General features: G+C 64.8%; 15 protein-coding genes. 5 read left to right on the top strand and 10 right to left on the bottom strand.

What is annotated here, in order from left to right; translation table 11 throughout:
* Window positions 1-111 precede the first annotated feature (111 nt).
* From IVA81_RS29530 to soxX, 7 genes are read right to left on the bottom strand one after another with little or no spacing between them, the layout of a single operon-like run.
* Window positions 112-570: a hypothetical protein gene (locus IVA81_RS29530; RefSeq protein ID WP_247324485.1), complete on the bottom strand. Its 459-nt coding sequence runs from the start codon at window positions 568-570 to the stop codon at window positions 112-114.
* A complete protein-coding gene (gene soxB / locus IVA81_RS29535) occupies window positions 567-2,318 on the bottom strand; it encodes a thiosulfohydrolase SoxB (protein WP_247324486.1) in 1,752 nt (583 codons plus the stop codon). The genes IVA81_RS29530 and soxB overlap by 4 nt, the downstream gene beginning before the upstream one ends.
* Before the next feature lie 54 nt (window positions 2,319-2,372).
* Entirely contained in the window at window positions 2,373-2,678 is a 306-nt protein-coding gene (locus tag IVA81_RS29540) for a hypothetical protein (RefSeq protein ID WP_247324487.1), read from the bottom strand.
* Window positions 2,675-3,538, bottom strand: coding sequence for a sulfur oxidation c-type cytochrome SoxA (soxA, locus tag IVA81_RS29545; protein WP_247324488.1), 864 nt, complete (start codon window positions 3,536-3,538; stop codon window positions 2,675-2,677). The genes IVA81_RS29540 and soxA overlap by 4 nt, the downstream gene beginning before the upstream one ends.
* On the bottom strand, window positions 3,538-3,849 hold the full coding sequence (gene soxZ, locus IVA81_RS29550) for a thiosulfate oxidation carrier complex protein SoxZ (RefSeq protein WP_247324490.1): 312 nt from the start codon (window positions 3,847-3,849) through the stop codon (window positions 3,538-3,540). The genes soxA and soxZ overlap by 1 nt, the downstream gene beginning before the upstream one ends.
* Window positions 3,850-3,864: 15 nt before the next feature.
* The gene (gene soxY / locus IVA81_RS29555; protein WP_247324495.1) at window positions 3,865-4,356 is read right to left on the bottom strand and encodes a thiosulfate oxidation carrier protein SoxY; all 492 of its coding nucleotides are present in this window, start codon (window positions 4,354-4,356) and stop codon (window positions 3,865-3,867) included.
* Between the two features lie 25 nt (window positions 4,357-4,381).
* Window positions 4,382-4,735, bottom strand: a complete 354-nt coding sequence (gene soxX, locus IVA81_RS29560; protein ID WP_247324502.1) for a sulfur oxidation c-type cytochrome SoxX — start codon at window positions 4,733-4,735, stop codon at window positions 4,382-4,384.
* A gap of 262 nt (window positions 4,736-4,997) precedes the next feature.
* Between soxX and IVA81_RS29565 the strand changes: the two genes are divergently transcribed.
* Window positions 4,998-5,669 (top strand): DUF938 domain-containing protein, encoded by a 672-nt coding sequence (locus IVA81_RS29565; protein ID WP_247324504.1) that lies wholly within the window; start codon window positions 4,998-5,000, stop codon window positions 5,667-5,669.
* Window positions 5,670-5,839: 170 nt separating this feature from the next.
* On the opposite strand, the gene IVA81_RS29570 is transcribed toward IVA81_RS29565, so the two are convergent.
* A complete protein-coding gene (locus IVA81_RS29570; RefSeq protein WP_247324506.1) occupies window positions 5,840-7,909 on the bottom strand; it encodes a prolyl oligopeptidase family serine peptidase in 2,070 nt (689 codons plus the stop codon).
* Between the two features lie 206 nt (window positions 7,910-8,115).
* Here IVA81_RS29570 and IVA81_RS29575 point away from each other — a divergent pair, with 206 nt between their 5' ends.
* The gene (locus IVA81_RS29575) at window positions 8,116-9,363 is read left to right on the top strand and encodes an MFS transporter (RefSeq protein WP_247324508.1); all 1,248 of its coding nucleotides are present in this window, start codon (window positions 8,116-8,118) and stop codon (window positions 9,361-9,363) included.
* 173 nt (window positions 9,364-9,536) lie between these two features.
* Window positions 9,537-10,763 carry an MFS transporter gene (locus IVA81_RS29580; protein WP_247324510.1) on the top strand — a complete coding sequence of 409 codons (1,227 nt, stop codon included), beginning with the start codon at window positions 9,537-9,539 and terminating at the stop codon, window positions 10,761-10,763.
* A 229-nt stretch (window positions 10,764-10,992) separates the two neighbouring features.
* Here the strand turns inward: IVA81_RS29580 and IVA81_RS29585 are convergent, their stop codons facing one another.
* Window positions 10,993-11,487: a VOC family protein gene (locus tag IVA81_RS29585; protein ID WP_247324512.1), complete on the bottom strand. Its 495-nt coding sequence runs from the start codon at window positions 11,485-11,487 to the stop codon at window positions 10,993-10,995.
* 109 nt (window positions 11,488-11,596) lie between these two features.
* A complete protein-coding gene (locus tag IVA81_RS29590) occupies window positions 11,597-12,142 on the bottom strand; it encodes a carboxymuconolactone decarboxylase family protein (RefSeq protein WP_247324514.1) in 546 nt (181 codons plus the stop codon).
* Window positions 12,143-12,280: 138 nt separating this feature from the next.
* Between IVA81_RS29590 and IVA81_RS29595 the strand changes: the two genes are divergently transcribed.
* Together IVA81_RS29595 and IVA81_RS29600 are read left to right on the top strand one after the other, a co-directional pair.
* Complete coding sequence (locus tag IVA81_RS29595; protein WP_247324515.1) at window positions 12,281-13,495, top strand: acyl-CoA dehydrogenase family protein; 1,215 nt, start codon at window positions 12,281-12,283, stop codon at window positions 13,493-13,495.
* 152 nt (window positions 13,496-13,647) lie between these two features.
* Window positions 13,648-14,787 carry an acyl-CoA dehydrogenase family protein gene (locus IVA81_RS29600; protein ID WP_247324516.1) on the top strand — a complete coding sequence of 380 codons (1,140 nt, stop codon included), beginning with the start codon at window positions 13,648-13,650 and terminating at the stop codon, window positions 14,785-14,787.
* The last annotated feature ends 169 nt before the right edge of the window (window positions 14,788-14,956 follow it).

Raw genomic sequence — 14,956 nt, forward strand, 5'->3', positions numbered from 1 at the left:
CGCTAAAGCTTCGGCGCGCCCAAGACCAAAACCTCGGCGAAGCCTTGGCGTAGCCGGGTCGCGGGGAATGACACCGAGCGTGTCGCGGCGGCGTGTCACGTCGCCCGACCCCTAGGGCCGCACCAGCGTGTACCCGTTCTCCGTCAGGAACAGAATCTGCCCGACCCCGACCTGCACCGGCGTCGCCGCCGGGATGAACTCCGGTCGCTTGCCCGTCTCGCGCTCGATCGTGTCCACCGTGTTGAGGCAGATGTCGAAACGCACGCCTTGCGCGATCAGGCTTTCGACCTGCTTGCGACGCTCGCTGCCTGACAGCAGCAAGTCGATGCCGGGACCGAACGCCACCACTTCGATCGCGATCTTGTCGGGATCATAAGCCTTCAAAAGGTTGTTGGCGACGCTCAGCACCAGCGCCTGCTTCCTGGCATCGCCGTCGGAGAGCTGCAGGACGACCTTGTGCTCGGCAAACGGCTTGTCCTGGAGCGGCACCTGTTGCGCCGAGGCCGGCAGGATCGCGGCGAAGGCGAGCAGCGCCAGCATCATCCCGGATAAGATCTGCGCCCGCGTCATCCTTGCCCCGCAATGCCTGGATTGCCGTCGACGCCCTTCAGCGTGACGCCGGAGCCGAGCCGCTCCTCAAACATCCGGCCCGAGCGCAGATATTTGCCGACGACGTCCCACACCGGCGCGCCTTGCTGGCCGTTGATCGAAGCCCAGCCCGCGACCTTGTAGCGATGGCTGGCGTTGAGCGCCTTGCCGCTGTTGAGCTTCAGCTCCGAAATGCGGCTGCCGATCGCGGCGGTCGGCGTGCAGGTGTAGCTGAGCCCGCCGGCGCGCACCATGTCGCCGCCCTGCTGGTAATAGGGATCCGCGTTGAAGAGGTTGTCGCAGATGTCTTCCAGCACGTCCTTGATCTGGGCTCCCGACATCTCCTGGACATAGGTCTCGGGATAGGTGATCGCGGTCTCCGCGAGCAGATCCTCCATGGTCAGCGCCTGGCCCGACAGCGCGGTGACGCCCCAGCGGAAGCCCGGCGACAGCGCGATCTCGGCATTGAGCTCGGTGCGGAGCGCGGTGCAGATCAGCTCGTCGACGGGCCCGGAGAAATTGCCGCGGCGATAGAGCAGGCGGTCGGGCGTTGCGATCTTCGCCGACCAGTCGGTCACATGCGGCGCGCGCAGCCGGCCGATCAGCTCGGCCATAGCAGGGTCGGGTTTCAGCAGCTCGGAATAAACAGGTAGCAGATGATAATGAACGTCGCTGACCTTGCCCTTGTCGATCGCGAGATCGAGCACGGCAAGGAATTTTCCGTTGGAGCCCGCATTGGTGACCAGCGTGGTCCCGCCGGCGTTCTTCACGGGAATCGGCTGCGGCACGGCGTCATGGGTATGCCCGCCGAGAATGACGTCGATGCCGGTGACGCGGCTTGCGAGCTTGAGGTCGACATCCATGCCGTTGTGCGACAGCAGGATGACCGCATCGACCTTGTCGGTGCCGCGCAAGGCATCGACATGCTTCTGCAATTCCTCCTCGCGGATACCGAAGGTCCAGTTCGGCGTGAACCGCTTGGGATGCGCGATCGGCACGTAAGGGAAGGCCTGGCCGATGATCGCGACCCGATGGCCGCCGATCTCCTTGATCATCGAGGGCTTGAACACGCGTCCCGTGGCCTTGTCGAATGCGAGTGCATCGTTGAACGCGGCTTCCTCGGTCAGGAAAACGTTCTGCGCCAGGAACTCGCCCTTGAAGCGCTCGAGATTGTCGCGCAGCGTCTGCTCGCCATAGGTGAATTCCCAATGCCCGGTCATCGCCTCGATGCCGAGCAGATTGGCGACCTCGACCATGTCGCGGCCCTGCATGACATGGGCAAGCCCGGTGCCCTGCCAGAGATCGCCGCCGTCGAGGAGCAGCGAACGTTTCTCGCCGACATCGCCACGCAAGCGGTCGACTAGCGTCTTCAGATGGGCAAACCCGCCGAGCTTGCCGAAGCGTCCGGCGGACTTCTCGAACTCGACGCAGGTGAAGGCATAGGCATCGGCGCTGTCGGAACGGATCCCGAAGTGTTCGAGGAAGGCGCGGCCGACCAGGTGCGGCGGCCGTCCTGCCATCTCGCCGATGCCGATGTTGATGCTGGGCTCGCGGAAATAAACCGGGTTAAGCTGCGCATGGGTGTCGGTGATGTGCAGGATTCGCGCGTTGCCGAACCGCTCGAGGTCGTAAATGCTCGCGGTGTCAGTGCCCCGCGCAAGCCGCGGCAGGCTCAGCGATGCGGCGGCAAGGCTTGCAGACTTCAGGAAATCGCGGCGGCGGATAGCCATCCTAGATTCTCCGCGCCCTCTCATGATCGCAAAACTGATCCACCCAGAAACAGTCTAGCGGATTTCCATCGCCTTCCAGGCTTCTTTTTCAGACGTTGCCTGGAAGATCGACGCCTTCGCCAACGCCTCGGCCTCCTTGGCTGCGGCGGTGGCGCGGTCGAAATCGCCGCCATCCGCCGCCTTCTTCGCCGTTGCCAGCGTGGAGACGGTGGTGGTCCATTGATGACGCAGGCTGGCCGCCTCCTTGGCCGCGGCTTCCGCGGCAGCGTAGGCCGCCTTGTAGTCCGCTTCATTTGCCGCGCGCGCCGTGGGCGCGAGGCCGAGTGCGAGCAGCATGGCGAGAGGAAGTGTCCGCTTCATGGCCGCGCTCCCGGGCCTGATATCGGCAGGCCGTTGGCAACGTAGGACAGGAAATATTCGACGTCGCGATATTCGTCCGCCTGCGGCTCCAGCGGAACCGCGCGGGTCTGGCTGTTGCAGGTGACGAAGCGGCGGCTGGTCGTGCCCATGCCGCTCCATTCGGAGCGGTAGATCGGCATCGCGTTCAGGATACCGAGCGCCGGCGCCAGGGTTTCGGCGCGGATGCGCTCGCCCGGGCTCTGCACATGACAGCCGGCGCAGGAGAAGTTCATCTGGCCGCGCCGGGTGTAGAAATAGCGCTTGCCGTTTTCGAACGCCGCGAGTGCACGCGGATCATCGGGAATCTTGATGTCCATCGGTTTGCCGCGCGAGGTGAACGCCATGTAGGCGGTGAGCGAGGCCATCTCGTCCTTGACGTAGGAATAGGGCGCCTCGCCATTGGCCTCGCGGCAGCGGTTGAGCGCGAGCTCCAGCGTGACGACCTTGCCTTCCTTCTCGTCGAAATAGGGATAGTTCTGGCGGATCCCGATGCCGCCGTTCGGGAAGCAGTCGGCATAGGTCTTGCCGTTCTTGAACGGGGTCGCAAACATCTCCTTGCCGGCATCGAGCGCGAACTCATAAGGCGGGAATTCTTCCTTCTCCTGCCATTGCCGCTTCATGTCGTCATTCATGGAATAGGGACCGTTGACGAAGTCCTCGTGCTTCACGTTCGGAAACTTCTGGAAGAAGAAGTTCTGGAATGCCTTGGCGTCGGCAACAGGATCGGCCTTGTCGGCCGCGACGACGTGCGGAGAGGTGAGGGCGAACGCGACGAGTGCGGCGCTCACTGCGCCGAGCAGGAGGGAGAAGCGGGCCTTCATCACGCGATCTTCGCCGTGGTGGTATCCGACGCACCCTTGTTGTCGGTCCAGGAGATCTTGAGCTCGTCGCCCTTCTTGGCGCCCTTGAAGCTGAACTTCACGTAGGGATCCTTGGAGACCGCGGTGCCCCAATTGGCGACGAAGACGTCCTTGCCGTTACATTCGAACTTCAGCTCCTGGATGAAATGCGCCGGGATCAGCTCGCCCTTGGAATCCTTGACGAGGCCCGTATCCATGGGGTGCTGGATCAGCGCTTGCACCTCGGTGATGTCGCCGTTGGCGTTGGCGCGGACGCGAATGCTGGATGCCATGTCGATCTTCCTCGCTTAACCGCCGCAGCCGCCGACGGTGACCTTCACTTCCTTGGTCGCGCTGTAGAGCTTGCCGTCGGCTTCGACGATGGCGACCAATTTGGTGGTCTTGGCCATCTTCAGCCGGTTGGCGACGCCCGGAATGGTGCCGTCGGCGAACTTGTAGGACGCCGCGAGCGCGAACGGGTTCTCGGCCACGAGGAACGAGATCGAGGTCACCTTGTCGAGCGTCGTCGTCACCGAAACCGGCACGACGCCGCCGTTCTCGGCAATCTCCGGCGCATCCAGCTTGACCTTGTCGGAGGGCTCGGCGGACTTGCCATAGAGCGCCTTGATCGCGTCGGCCTCGCTCTTCTGCTTGAAGGCATCTTCCGGATATTTGTCGTTGGCCGCCGCACGCGCTGGGCTGGCTGCGAACGGCAAATTGCCAAGGCCGATCAGCGCGACCGAGGCCGCGCCCTGAAGGATCAGGCGCCTTGTCGCAAGGGGGCCGGTGGTCGTGGTCATCTCGAGTCTCCTGGCGTGCCGGCCGTTACAGCGTTTGCAGGAAATCAACGATCGCGCTGATCTCCTGTTCGGTCAAAATCCGGTTCCGGCCGAACGGCGGCATCATGGTCTGCGGATTGCGCTTGGTCTCGTCGAAGATGATCGCGGTGAGCTCATTGCGATCGGGGTATTTGGCCTTGAGATCCTTCAGTTCCGGCCCGATCGTTCCCGGCAGGTCGCCGCCTTTGATGACGTGGCAGGTCAGGCAATTGCCCTTGCCGCGGTCGAAAGCGAGCTTTTGGCCGTCGGCGACGGCAGATTGCGCCCGTGCCGGGCTGGCGAGGCCGGCGGCGATGGCCAGCAGCAGGAACAGGACGGGTATCCGAAACAAGGCGGTCAAGGCGTCATTCCGAGGCGTTGTGGCGATGGTCGCGATCGCGGAAATAGGAGCGTTCCAAAGCACAAAGGGCATCGCCTGACAATCAGGACTATGTACGCGCCAAAATGGAGTTAATATCTTCCGCATTGCAACGCATGAGACTATTTATTCGGCTGATTTGGCCCGATGAGTAAGGGCCGTTTGGCGCGGGCCGGCTGTTTCCAGGGCGTTTGGGCGCTCATCCTGTTTTCATCGTGTTCTCGTTTTTTCAAGGGGACCTCATTTGGCTGAATATGTCGTCGAATTTGGCAGGGACGGCGGACGGGTCGAGCCGGACGGGCGGCTCGATGCACCGGCCTTCCATCGCAATCACGCGCCGCTCTGGGCGGCGCTGGAAAAGCATCTCGCTGGGCTGACCGGCAACGTGGTCGAGCTCGGCAGCGGAACCGGCCAGCACGTGGTCCATTTCGCCCGCCACACGCCCGGCCTGATCTGGTGGCCGAGCGACCTCAATCAACGCCACCTCAGGAGCATCGAGGCCTGGCGCGTGCATGCGGGCCTGCCAAACATCCGCTCCCCATTGCGGATCGACCTCACCGATCCCGACTGGTGTCCGGAGATGAAAAGCGGGCAGGGGCCGACGAGTCTTGCAGCCGTGTTCTGCGCCAATGTCATTCACATCGCGCCGTGGGCCGTGGCCGAGGGTCTGTTCGCCGGCGCCGGCCGATATTTGCGCCCCGACGGCAAGCTGTTCCTCTACGGCCCGTTCAAGCGCGGCGGCAAGCACACCGCGCTCAGCAACGCCGTGTTCGACACCTCCTTGCGCGAAGGCAATCCCGATTGGGGCGTGCGCGATATCGGCGACGTCGAGACACTTGCGAAGGCTGCGGGTCTTCGGTTGGTCGATACGATCGACATGCCCGCGAACAACCTGACGCTGGTGTTTGCGCGCTAAGCCGCGATGGCGGTGCGCTCCCTCCCCCGCCTGCGGGGGAGGGTCGGGGAGAGGGTGTTTCCACAACGGGATACTCCCCTAGGGGAGAGAACCCTCACCCGCCGTGCTTCGCACGTCGACCTCTCCCGCAAGCGGGAGAGGTGCAGGGCTCGCGTTGGATCAAGAGGCCGTCACGCCCCTTCATCCCGCCACCCGATCTTCTCCTTCAAGAACCGGAAGCCGAGCACCTCGAAGCCGGCGCGTTCCTTGTTGTCCTTGCCGTAGCCGTGACCGCCGGCGGCCGGCTCGTAGAACCAGGCCTCATGGCCCATCGCCTGCAGCTTGGCCGCCATCTTGCGTGCGTGGCCGGGATGGACGCGGTCGTCGCGCCGCGTGGTGGCGATCAGGATCGGCGGATAGGTCTGGCCAGCCTTTACGTTGTGATAGGCCGAGTAGGTCTTCAGCCATTCCCATTCATCGGGCTTGTCGGGGTCGCCATATTCGGCAATCCAGCTCGCGCCCGCCAGCAGCTTGGTGTAGCGGCGCATGTCGATCAGCGGGATGGTGCAGAACAGCGCGCCGAAGCGCTCGGGGTAGCGCACCAGCATGTTGGTGATGAGGATGCCGCCGTTCGATCCGCCCTGGGCCGCGATCCGTTTTGCGCTCGTCACGCCGCGGCGCACGAGATCGGCCGCGACCGCGGCGAAGTCGTCATGCGAGAGCTTCTTGCCGGCGAGCCGTCCGGCGTCGTGCCAGCGCGTGCCGAACTCGCCGCCGCCGCGCAAATTCGCCTGCACCGTGGTGCCGCCGCGCTCCAGCCAGAGCTTGCCGAGCGAGGAATTGTAATACGGCTTCATCGCAAGAGCGAAGCCGCCATAGGCGCTCATATAGACCGGCGCGTCGCCGGTCTCGTTCGCGGGGCCGGTCTGGACATAGGGAATGCGTTCGCCGTCGATCGAGACCGCCTCGTGCTGCGTCACCACCAGGCCGTCGGCGGTGAACGTCTTCGGTGCCTGCTTCAGCACGACCGGGCTTGCGACGCCGCGTTCGAGCAGCAGCATCGAGGGCGGCGTGAGCGGGTCCTGCACATTGGCGAGCAGATCGCCATTGCTCTCCGAAGGATGACGATCGAGCGGCCAGACGTCGACGACGCCGATCTCAGGCAGGCCGGGAAGAGTCTCGCGGCTCCAGCCCGCGGCGGATGGCGTGCAGACCTCAAAGCGCGGCCTGAGCTCGTCGAGGATCGACAGCACGAGCTTGCCGGCGGCCCAGAACAGGCCTTGCAGCGCGCGCCGCGGCGCCGGCTCGAACAGGACGGTGAAATCGCGGCCGCCGCCAAGGAACGCCGACAGCGAGATGCCGAGCACGGTGTCGGTGACGTAGGTCCGCCCCTGCACGGGCCAGTCCTTGCGCAGCTTCATCGCGAACCAGTCGCCATGGGCCTGCATCCAGATGCCGGTCGGCAGATCGAGCTTCGTCGTCGTGCCGGCTGCATCGCGCAGCCAGATGGCGTGATTGAAGAAGTCGATCTGGTCGACGATCCAGATCCGCGGCTCCGCGCCGGTGTCGTCGGTGCCGCCATAGATCACCATGTGATCGGCCTTGGTCTCGGCGATGACCTCGGTCTGACCGACAGGTTGGCCGCGCCGCCACAGCCGAACCGTCCGTGCGTAGCCTGACGTGGTCGCCATGCCCTCGCCATGGGCGCTCGACAGCAGCAACGTGTCAGCATCGATCCAGTCCGCGCCGCCCTTGGCCTCCGGCAGCGTAAAACCATCCGCCACAAAACTCTTCGTAGCGAGGTCGAACTCGCGCAAGGTGACGGCGTCGCTGCCGCCGCGCGACAGGCTCAGCATGGCGCGCGAGCTTCCCGGCATCGTGGCAATCCCGCTGAGCAGCCAATCCTCGCCTTCGCTCGCTGCCAGCTTGTCGATATCCAGCAGGGTCTCCCACGCGGGCCTCGCTTTGCGAAACTCCGCCAGTGTGGTCCGCCGCCACAGGCCGCGCGGGTTGGTGGCATCCTTCCAGAGATTATGCAGATCGGTGCCGCGCCGGCTGACATAGGGAATGTTGTCCGGGCGGTCGTAGATCGCAGCTAGGATGTCGCGGTCGTGCACGAAGGCTTTCCCGCCGAACGCTTGCAGCGTCAGTTCATTCTGCCGCTCGACGAAATCGAGCGCTTGCGTGCCCTCGATCTCCTCCAGCCACAGCCAGGGATCGTCGTCGGGAGCGCTCAGCGTGGGCCTGTCGTCGACGGTCATGAACGAAACTCCTTCAAATCGCGGCGGATAGGATTTGATCGAGCGCAAGCCGTCAAGAGCGCGGTCCGCTATCATCCCTCCGATTGCGTCAGGGGCATGGCCCGCGCCCGTTTGCGCCGGTTGCCCGCCCTCCCGCACCTCTCCATAGTGCCGGGAATCAACAAACCCTCGTGGGCCCCTTAAGTCCCTTGGGGACGGAAATGCCGATGCTTGACGTGACTTCAGCCCATGAGATCGCCGACGACGCGCGCGCGCGTGCCAATGTGGTGCGCCTTGCGGCGGCGCAGGCGCTGACCGGCGCCAACTCCGCGGTGATTTTCGCCACCGGCTCGATCGTCGGCGCGACGCTCGCGCCCGACATGTCGCTCGCGACGGTGCCGCTGTCGATGTACGTCGTCGGGCTCGCCGCCGGCACGCTGCCGACCGGCGCGATCTCGCGTCGGTTCGGCCGCCGCTGGGCTTTCGTCATCGGCACCGGCTGCGGTGTCCTCACCGGCGTGCTCGGCTCGTTCGCGATCCTGCACGCCTCGTTCGCGCTGTTCTGCATCGCGACCTTCCTCGGCGGCCTCTACGGCTCCGTGGCGCAGTCCTATCGCTTCGCTGCCGCCGACGGCGCCAGCGCTTCCTACCGGCCCAAGGCGGTGTCCTGGGTGATGGCGGGCGGCGTGTTCGCCGGCGTGCTCGGTCCGCAGCTCGTGCAATGGACCATGGACGTCTGGCAGCCCTATCTGTTCGCCTTCAGCTTCCTGGTCCAGGCCGCAGTGGCGCTGGTCGCCATGGGCATCATTGCCGGCGTCGATATGCCGAAGCCCGCGCCGGCCGATCTCCACGGCGGCCGGCCGTTGCTCACCATCGTGACGCAGCCGCGCTTCATCGCCGCGGCGCTGTGCGGCATCATCTCCTATCCCATGATGAATCTGGTGATGACCTCGGCGCCGCTCGCCATGAAGATGTGCGGTCTCAGCGTGTCCGATTCCAATTTCGGCATTCAATGGCACATCGTCGCGATGTACGGGCCGAGCTTCTTCACGGGCGCGCTGATCGCCCGCTTCGGTGCGCCGAAGATCGTGGCGGCCGGCCTGCTGCTGGAAGCCGGGGCCGCCGGCATCGGCCTCTCCGGCCTCACGGCGATGCATTTCTGGGCCACGCTAGTCGTGCTGGGTATCGGCTGGAATTTCTCCTTCATCGGCGCCTCCGCGCTGGTGCTGGAGACGCACCGGCCGCAGGAGCGCAACAAGGTTCAGGCCTTCAACGATTTCCTGGTGTTCGGCATGATGGCGATCGGCTCGTTCTCCTCGGGCCAGTTGCTCGCCAATTACGGCTGGTCGGCGGTGAACCTGGTGGTGTTCCCGCCGGTGGTGCTGGGCCTTGCCGTGCTCTCGCTGGTCTCCTGGGCCCGCCGCCGCAAGGCGCGGCTGGAGGCGGCGATGGGCGAGTTCCCGGACGCCATCTGACTGGCAGGAGGCTGTCAGCAACGTTGATGCTTCGATCGCTGTCGAAGTGATTTTCTGATGAGGGCTAGTTAGATGTCGTCATGGCCGGGCTTGTCCCGGCCATCCACGTCTTAGGACGCTGAAGAAAGAACGTGGATGCCGGGACAAGCCCGGGCATGACGGAGTAAGCGGCGATGCTCGACAATCCTCAACATGCTCCGATCGACGAATCCTCCCTCCGCTACGAAGGCTGGCGCATCGTCGCGGTCTGCTTCCTGCTTGCGACCTTCGGCTGGGGGCTCGGCTTCTACGGCCAGAGCGTCTATGTCGCCGAGCTCCAGCGCGCGCGGGGCTGGCCGGCCTGGCTGATCTCCGCAGGGACCACGTTCTTCTATCTGTTCGGCGCACTGCTCGTCGTCTTCGTCGGCGAAGCCGTCCGCAAGTATGGTCCGCGGCTCTGCCTGATCGCGGGCACGCTGGCGATGGCAGCCGCGGCGGTCGCGATCGGCGCGGTGCGCGAGCCTTGGCAGCTTTATCTCGCCAATGCCGTGCTGGCCTTCGGCTGGGCCGGCACCAGCCTCGCCATGATCACCAACACGATCAGCCTGTGGTTCGACCACAAGCGCGGCATGGCGATCAGCCTGGCGCTCAACGGCGCCAGCTTTGGCGGCATCGTCGGCGTCCCGCTGCTGGTCACGCTGATCGATCATGTCGGCTTTGCCAGCGCGATGTACGCCGCTGCCGGTGCCATGCTGGTGCTGCTCCTGCCCGTGATCCTGCTTCTCGTCGGCCGGCCGCCGGATCACCACGGCTGGCACGTGGCGACGAAGGCGAAGCCGCAATCATCGGCGGAGATCCGAACAGCTGCGCTGCGCGATGTCGGCTTCCTCACGGTGACGATCGCCTTTGCGCTGGTGCTGTTCGCGCAGGTCGGCTTCATCGTGCATCTGATCTCGTTCCTCGATCCCGTGATCGGCCGCGAGCGCGCCGCGGTTGCGGTCGCGGTGCTGACCGCGATGGCTGTGGTCGGCCGCGTGCTGTTCTCGCTGGTGATCGACCGCCTCAACCAGCGGCTCGCCTCGGCGCTGTCGTTCCTGAGCCAGGCCGCGGCGCTTCTGGTGGTCATCAATCTGCACAACGACCATGTGCTGATCGCGGCCTGCGCAGTGTTCGGCTTCTCTGTCGGCAATCTCATCACGCTGCCCTCGCTGATCGTGCAGCAGGAGTTCGACAGCGCCTCGTTCGGCGTGCTGATCAGCCTCAACACCGCGATCAACCAGGTCACCTACGCCTTCGGTCCCGGCGTCGTCGGGGCCTTGCGCGATTGGTCCGGCGGCTATTCGCTGCCGTTCTATCTCTGCATCGCGCTGGAGGTGATCGCGGCAGCACTGATCATGGTGCGGGGGAAAAAGGTTTCGTAGGTGGGCAAAGGCGCGCAGCGCCGTGCCCACGATTTCTCGATGAGTCAACAGGAGTTCGTGGGCACGCTTCGCTTTGCCCACCCTACGGCACCTGTGCGAAGGCGCGACAACGCCTCCACAAACTCCGTCATTGCGAGGAGCCCTTGCGACGAAGCAATCCAGGCTGCCTCCACGGAAAGAGTCTGGATTGCTTCGCTGTGCTCGCAATGACGAGGGGTAAGAGCGGAGTTCACGCCTCGCGCTGCTTCAACAACGCTTCCACGTCCAGCCGCTTGGTGAACATCGCCAGCTTGCCGTCCGGCCCGAATGGCCATTGCTCCCGCGGCTTGTCCCAATACAGCTCCACGCCATTCTGGTCCGGATCGCGCAAATACAGCGCCTCGCTGACACCGTGATCGCTGGCGCCATCCAGCGTAATGCCGGCCGTGAGCACGCGGTGCAGCGCATCGGCCAGCGCCGCGCGCGTCGGATAGAGGATCGCGGTGTGATAGAGCCCGGTCGCATCAGGCGGCGGCGGTGAGCCGCCCTTGCTTTCCCAGGTGTTGAGCCCGATGTGGTGATGATAGCCGCCGGCCGAGATGAAGGCCGCCCCCGAGCCCATCTTCTGCATCAGCTCGAAGCCGAGCACGCCGCAATAAAAGCCGAGCGCGCGATCGAGATCGGCGACCTTGAGGTGAACGTGGCCGATCCGGGTGCCGGCGGCGACGGCTGGGCTTTGCGACATGTGGCTGCTCCGTTGATGAACTCCACCTAGGGCGGGCCTCGGGACAGTGCTATTGCCCATTCCGAAACCCAGCGTTTCCTGATGCGCAATTGCGCATCAGGATGGGAAACTAAGCCAGCTCCCGCACCTCGCCGTCGGGCAGCTCGAACTCAAACGTGTTCAGCGTCATCGATACCATCGTGTAATAGCCGCAGAGCCCGATCACCTCGACGACGCCGCGCTCGCCGAGCAGCATCACCGCTTCGTCATAGAGGCCCTTCTCGACGCCGTGGCCCTCATGCAGCGACTTGGCGAGATCGTAAATCATCTTGCCCTTGGGATCGTCGAACTCAGGCGTGCGGCGGTCGCGGATCGCGTCGATGATTTTCGGGTCCATGCCGCCGGCAAGCGCGAGGCGCTTATGCGCGTACCATTCGTAATGCGCGGTCCAGTGCCGCGCGGTCACCAGGATCGCGATCTCCGAAAGCTTTGCTGGGAATATCGTGTCGTAGCGCAGCACCTCGCCGAGCCGCGTGGCGTGACGGGCCATGTCGGGGCTATTGAGCCAGGCCATCATCGGCGCCGGCGGCTTGCCGCGCTTGCCGGCAATCGACTCGTCATAGGTCTGGCGCTGGCTCTCGTTCATTTCGCCAGGCGAAAGAAGTTTCAGGCGCATTGTCGTTTCCTCTTTGTTTTCAAGCTCGCCATGGCGCCGACTATAGCCGAATGCGGGCTCGCGGAAGTGGTTGAATTCCACGGGGCAATGGCTCAGAGTCGCGCCCAACAAGTCGATTTTGATTGATGGAAACGACCAATGTCTGAATCCAAAACCAGCGACACTGAAACCGCCGATCTCGAACAATTCCGCAACGAGATGCGCGCCTGGCTGGAAGCCAACTGCCCGCCGGAGATGCGCAAGCCCGCGACGTCGGATGCCGACGTGTTCTGGGGCGGGCGCAACGCCAAATTCTCGTCCGAGCCTCAGCGCACCTGGTTCGAGCGCATGCGCGACAAGGGCTGGACCGTGCCTGATTGGCCGAAGGAATATGGCGGCGGCGGATTGAGCGCGGCCGAGCACAAGGTGCTGCGCGCCGAGATGGGAAGAATCGGCGCGCGTCCGCCGCTGTCGAGCTTCGGCATCTGGATGCTCGGACCGGCGCTGCTGAAATACGGCAACGATGCGCAGAAGAAGGAGCATCTGCCAAAAATCGCCGCGGGCGAGATCCGCTGGTGCCAGGGCTATTCGGAGCCGAATGCCGGCTCCGATCTCGCCTCGCTCCAGACCCGGGCCGAAAGCGATGGCGACGACTTCGTCATCACCGGCCAGAAGATCTGGACGTCCTATGCCAATTACGCCGACTGGATCTTCTGCCTGGTGCGCACCGATCCCGCGGCGAAGAAGCACGACGGCATCAGCTTCATCCTGTTCGACATGACCTCGAAGGGCGTGACGACCAAGCCGATCCTCTTGATCTCCGGCTATTCGCCATTCTGCGAGACCTTCTTCGACGGCGTCCGCGTGCCGAAATCGCACGTGGTCGGCACCGTCAACCGCGGCTGGGACGTCGCGAAATATCTGCTCCAGCACGAGCGGGCAATGATCTCGGGCATGGGCGAGCGCGGCGTCGGCCGTCCGCTCGGCCAGATCGCTGCCGATTCCGTCGGCACCGACGCGCTGGGGCGGCTGGACGATGCGATGCTCCGCGGCAAGATCGCCAGCTTCGACGTCGATGAGGCCGCGCTCGCGGCCTGCGCCGAGCGTGCGGTCGATCTCGCCAAGGCCGGGCAGGCGCATCCGGCGTTTTCGTCCGCGATGAAATATTACGGCACCGAGCTCAACAAGCGTCGCTACGAGATCCTGATGTCCGCGGGCGGCGTCGATGCGCTGGAATGGGAAAGCGAGCGCTCCAGGCAGGGCGCCCGCCCGCGCGCCTGGCTGCGCACCAAGGCCAACTCGATCGAGGGCGGCACCACGGAGGTGATGCTCGGCATCGTCGCCAAGCGCATCCTGAATCTGCCGGGGGCGTGAGCCACGCTCTCACCACCCGTCATTCCGGGGCGTCGCGATAGCGGCGAGCCCGGAATCCATAACCACCAGTCGGGAGTATGGATTCCGGGCCTGCGCCTGCGGCGCATCCCGGAACGACGAACCAAGATAGATTTCGAATCGGAAACACGCACATGGCCCTCGTCCTCACCGAAGAACAATCGATGCTCCGCGATAGCGCGCGCGGGCTGGTCAGCGACAAGGCGCCGGTGTCGCACCTGCGCCATTTGCGCGACAGCAAAGACCCCACCGGCTTCTCCAAGGAGTTTTGGCACTCCTTCGCCGAGATGGGCTTTGCCGGCCTGCTCGTGCCGGAAGAATTCGGCGGCAGCGGGCTCGGCTATGTTGAGGCCGGAATCGTGATGGAGGAGATCGGCCGCACCTTGATGCCGTCGCCGTTCCTCGCCACCAGCGTGGTTGCAGCCTCAGCGCTGAACCGTGGCGGCAATGCCGCGCAGAAGTCGGACTATCTGCCGAAGATCGCGAGCGGCTCGCTGCTCGCGACGCTGGCGATCGACGAGGGCGCGAAACATCGCCCGCTGCAGACAAGCTTGCAGGCTGTGCGCGCCGGCAACGGCTTCAAGCTCTCGGGCGCCAAGGCCCTGGTGGTCGACGGCCACGTCGCCGATCTCCTGATCGTTGCCGCGCGCACCGCAGGCTCCGCGGGAGAGCGTGACGGCCTGACGCTGTTCCTGGTCAACCCCAAGGCCAAGGGCGTCGCGATCGAACGCACCATCATGGTCGACGCGCACAATGCGGCGCGGATCGAGCTCGCCAATGTGGAAGTCAATGCGGACAGCGTGCTCGGAGAAGTCGATCAGGGTGCCGCTCTGCTCGACGGCGTGCTCGACATCGGCCGCGGCGCGGTCGCCGCTGAAATGGTCGGTCTCAGCGAAGAAGTCTTTGGCCGCACCGTCGAGTACCTCAAGAACAGAAAGCAATTCGGCAAGCTGATCGGCGAATTCCAGGCGCTGCAGCACCGCGCCGCCGAGCTCTATGTCGACATCGAGATCACCCGCGCCGCCACCATGAAGGCGCTGCAGGCACTGGATGCCGATGTCGCCAAGGCCGCCTCAGCCGTCGCCGTGGCAAAGGCCCGCGCCGGCACCACCGCGACGCGCGCGGTGCAGGAGGGCGTGCAGATGCATGGCGGCATGGGCATGACCGACCAGTTCGACATCGGCTTCTTCATGAAGCGCGCACGGGTGTGCGAGGAATTGTTCGGCGACGCCAACTACCACACCGAGCAGCTGGCGCGCGCGCGGGGGTATTGAACGGGGACCTGTAGCCCGGATGGAGCGTAGCGTAATCCGGGGTCGCTCCGCGGCGGCACCGTCCCGGATTGCGCTTCGCTCCATCCGGGCTACGGCCGCACAATCAGTTCGTTCGTCATGGCCGGGCTTGTCCCGGCCATCCACGTTCTTAACGCGTCCCTAAAACGTG

It is taken from the genome of Bradyrhizobium sp. 141, assembly GCF_023074055.1.
Lineage (GTDB): Bacteria > Pseudomonadota > Alphaproteobacteria > Rhizobiales > Xanthobacteraceae > Bradyrhizobium.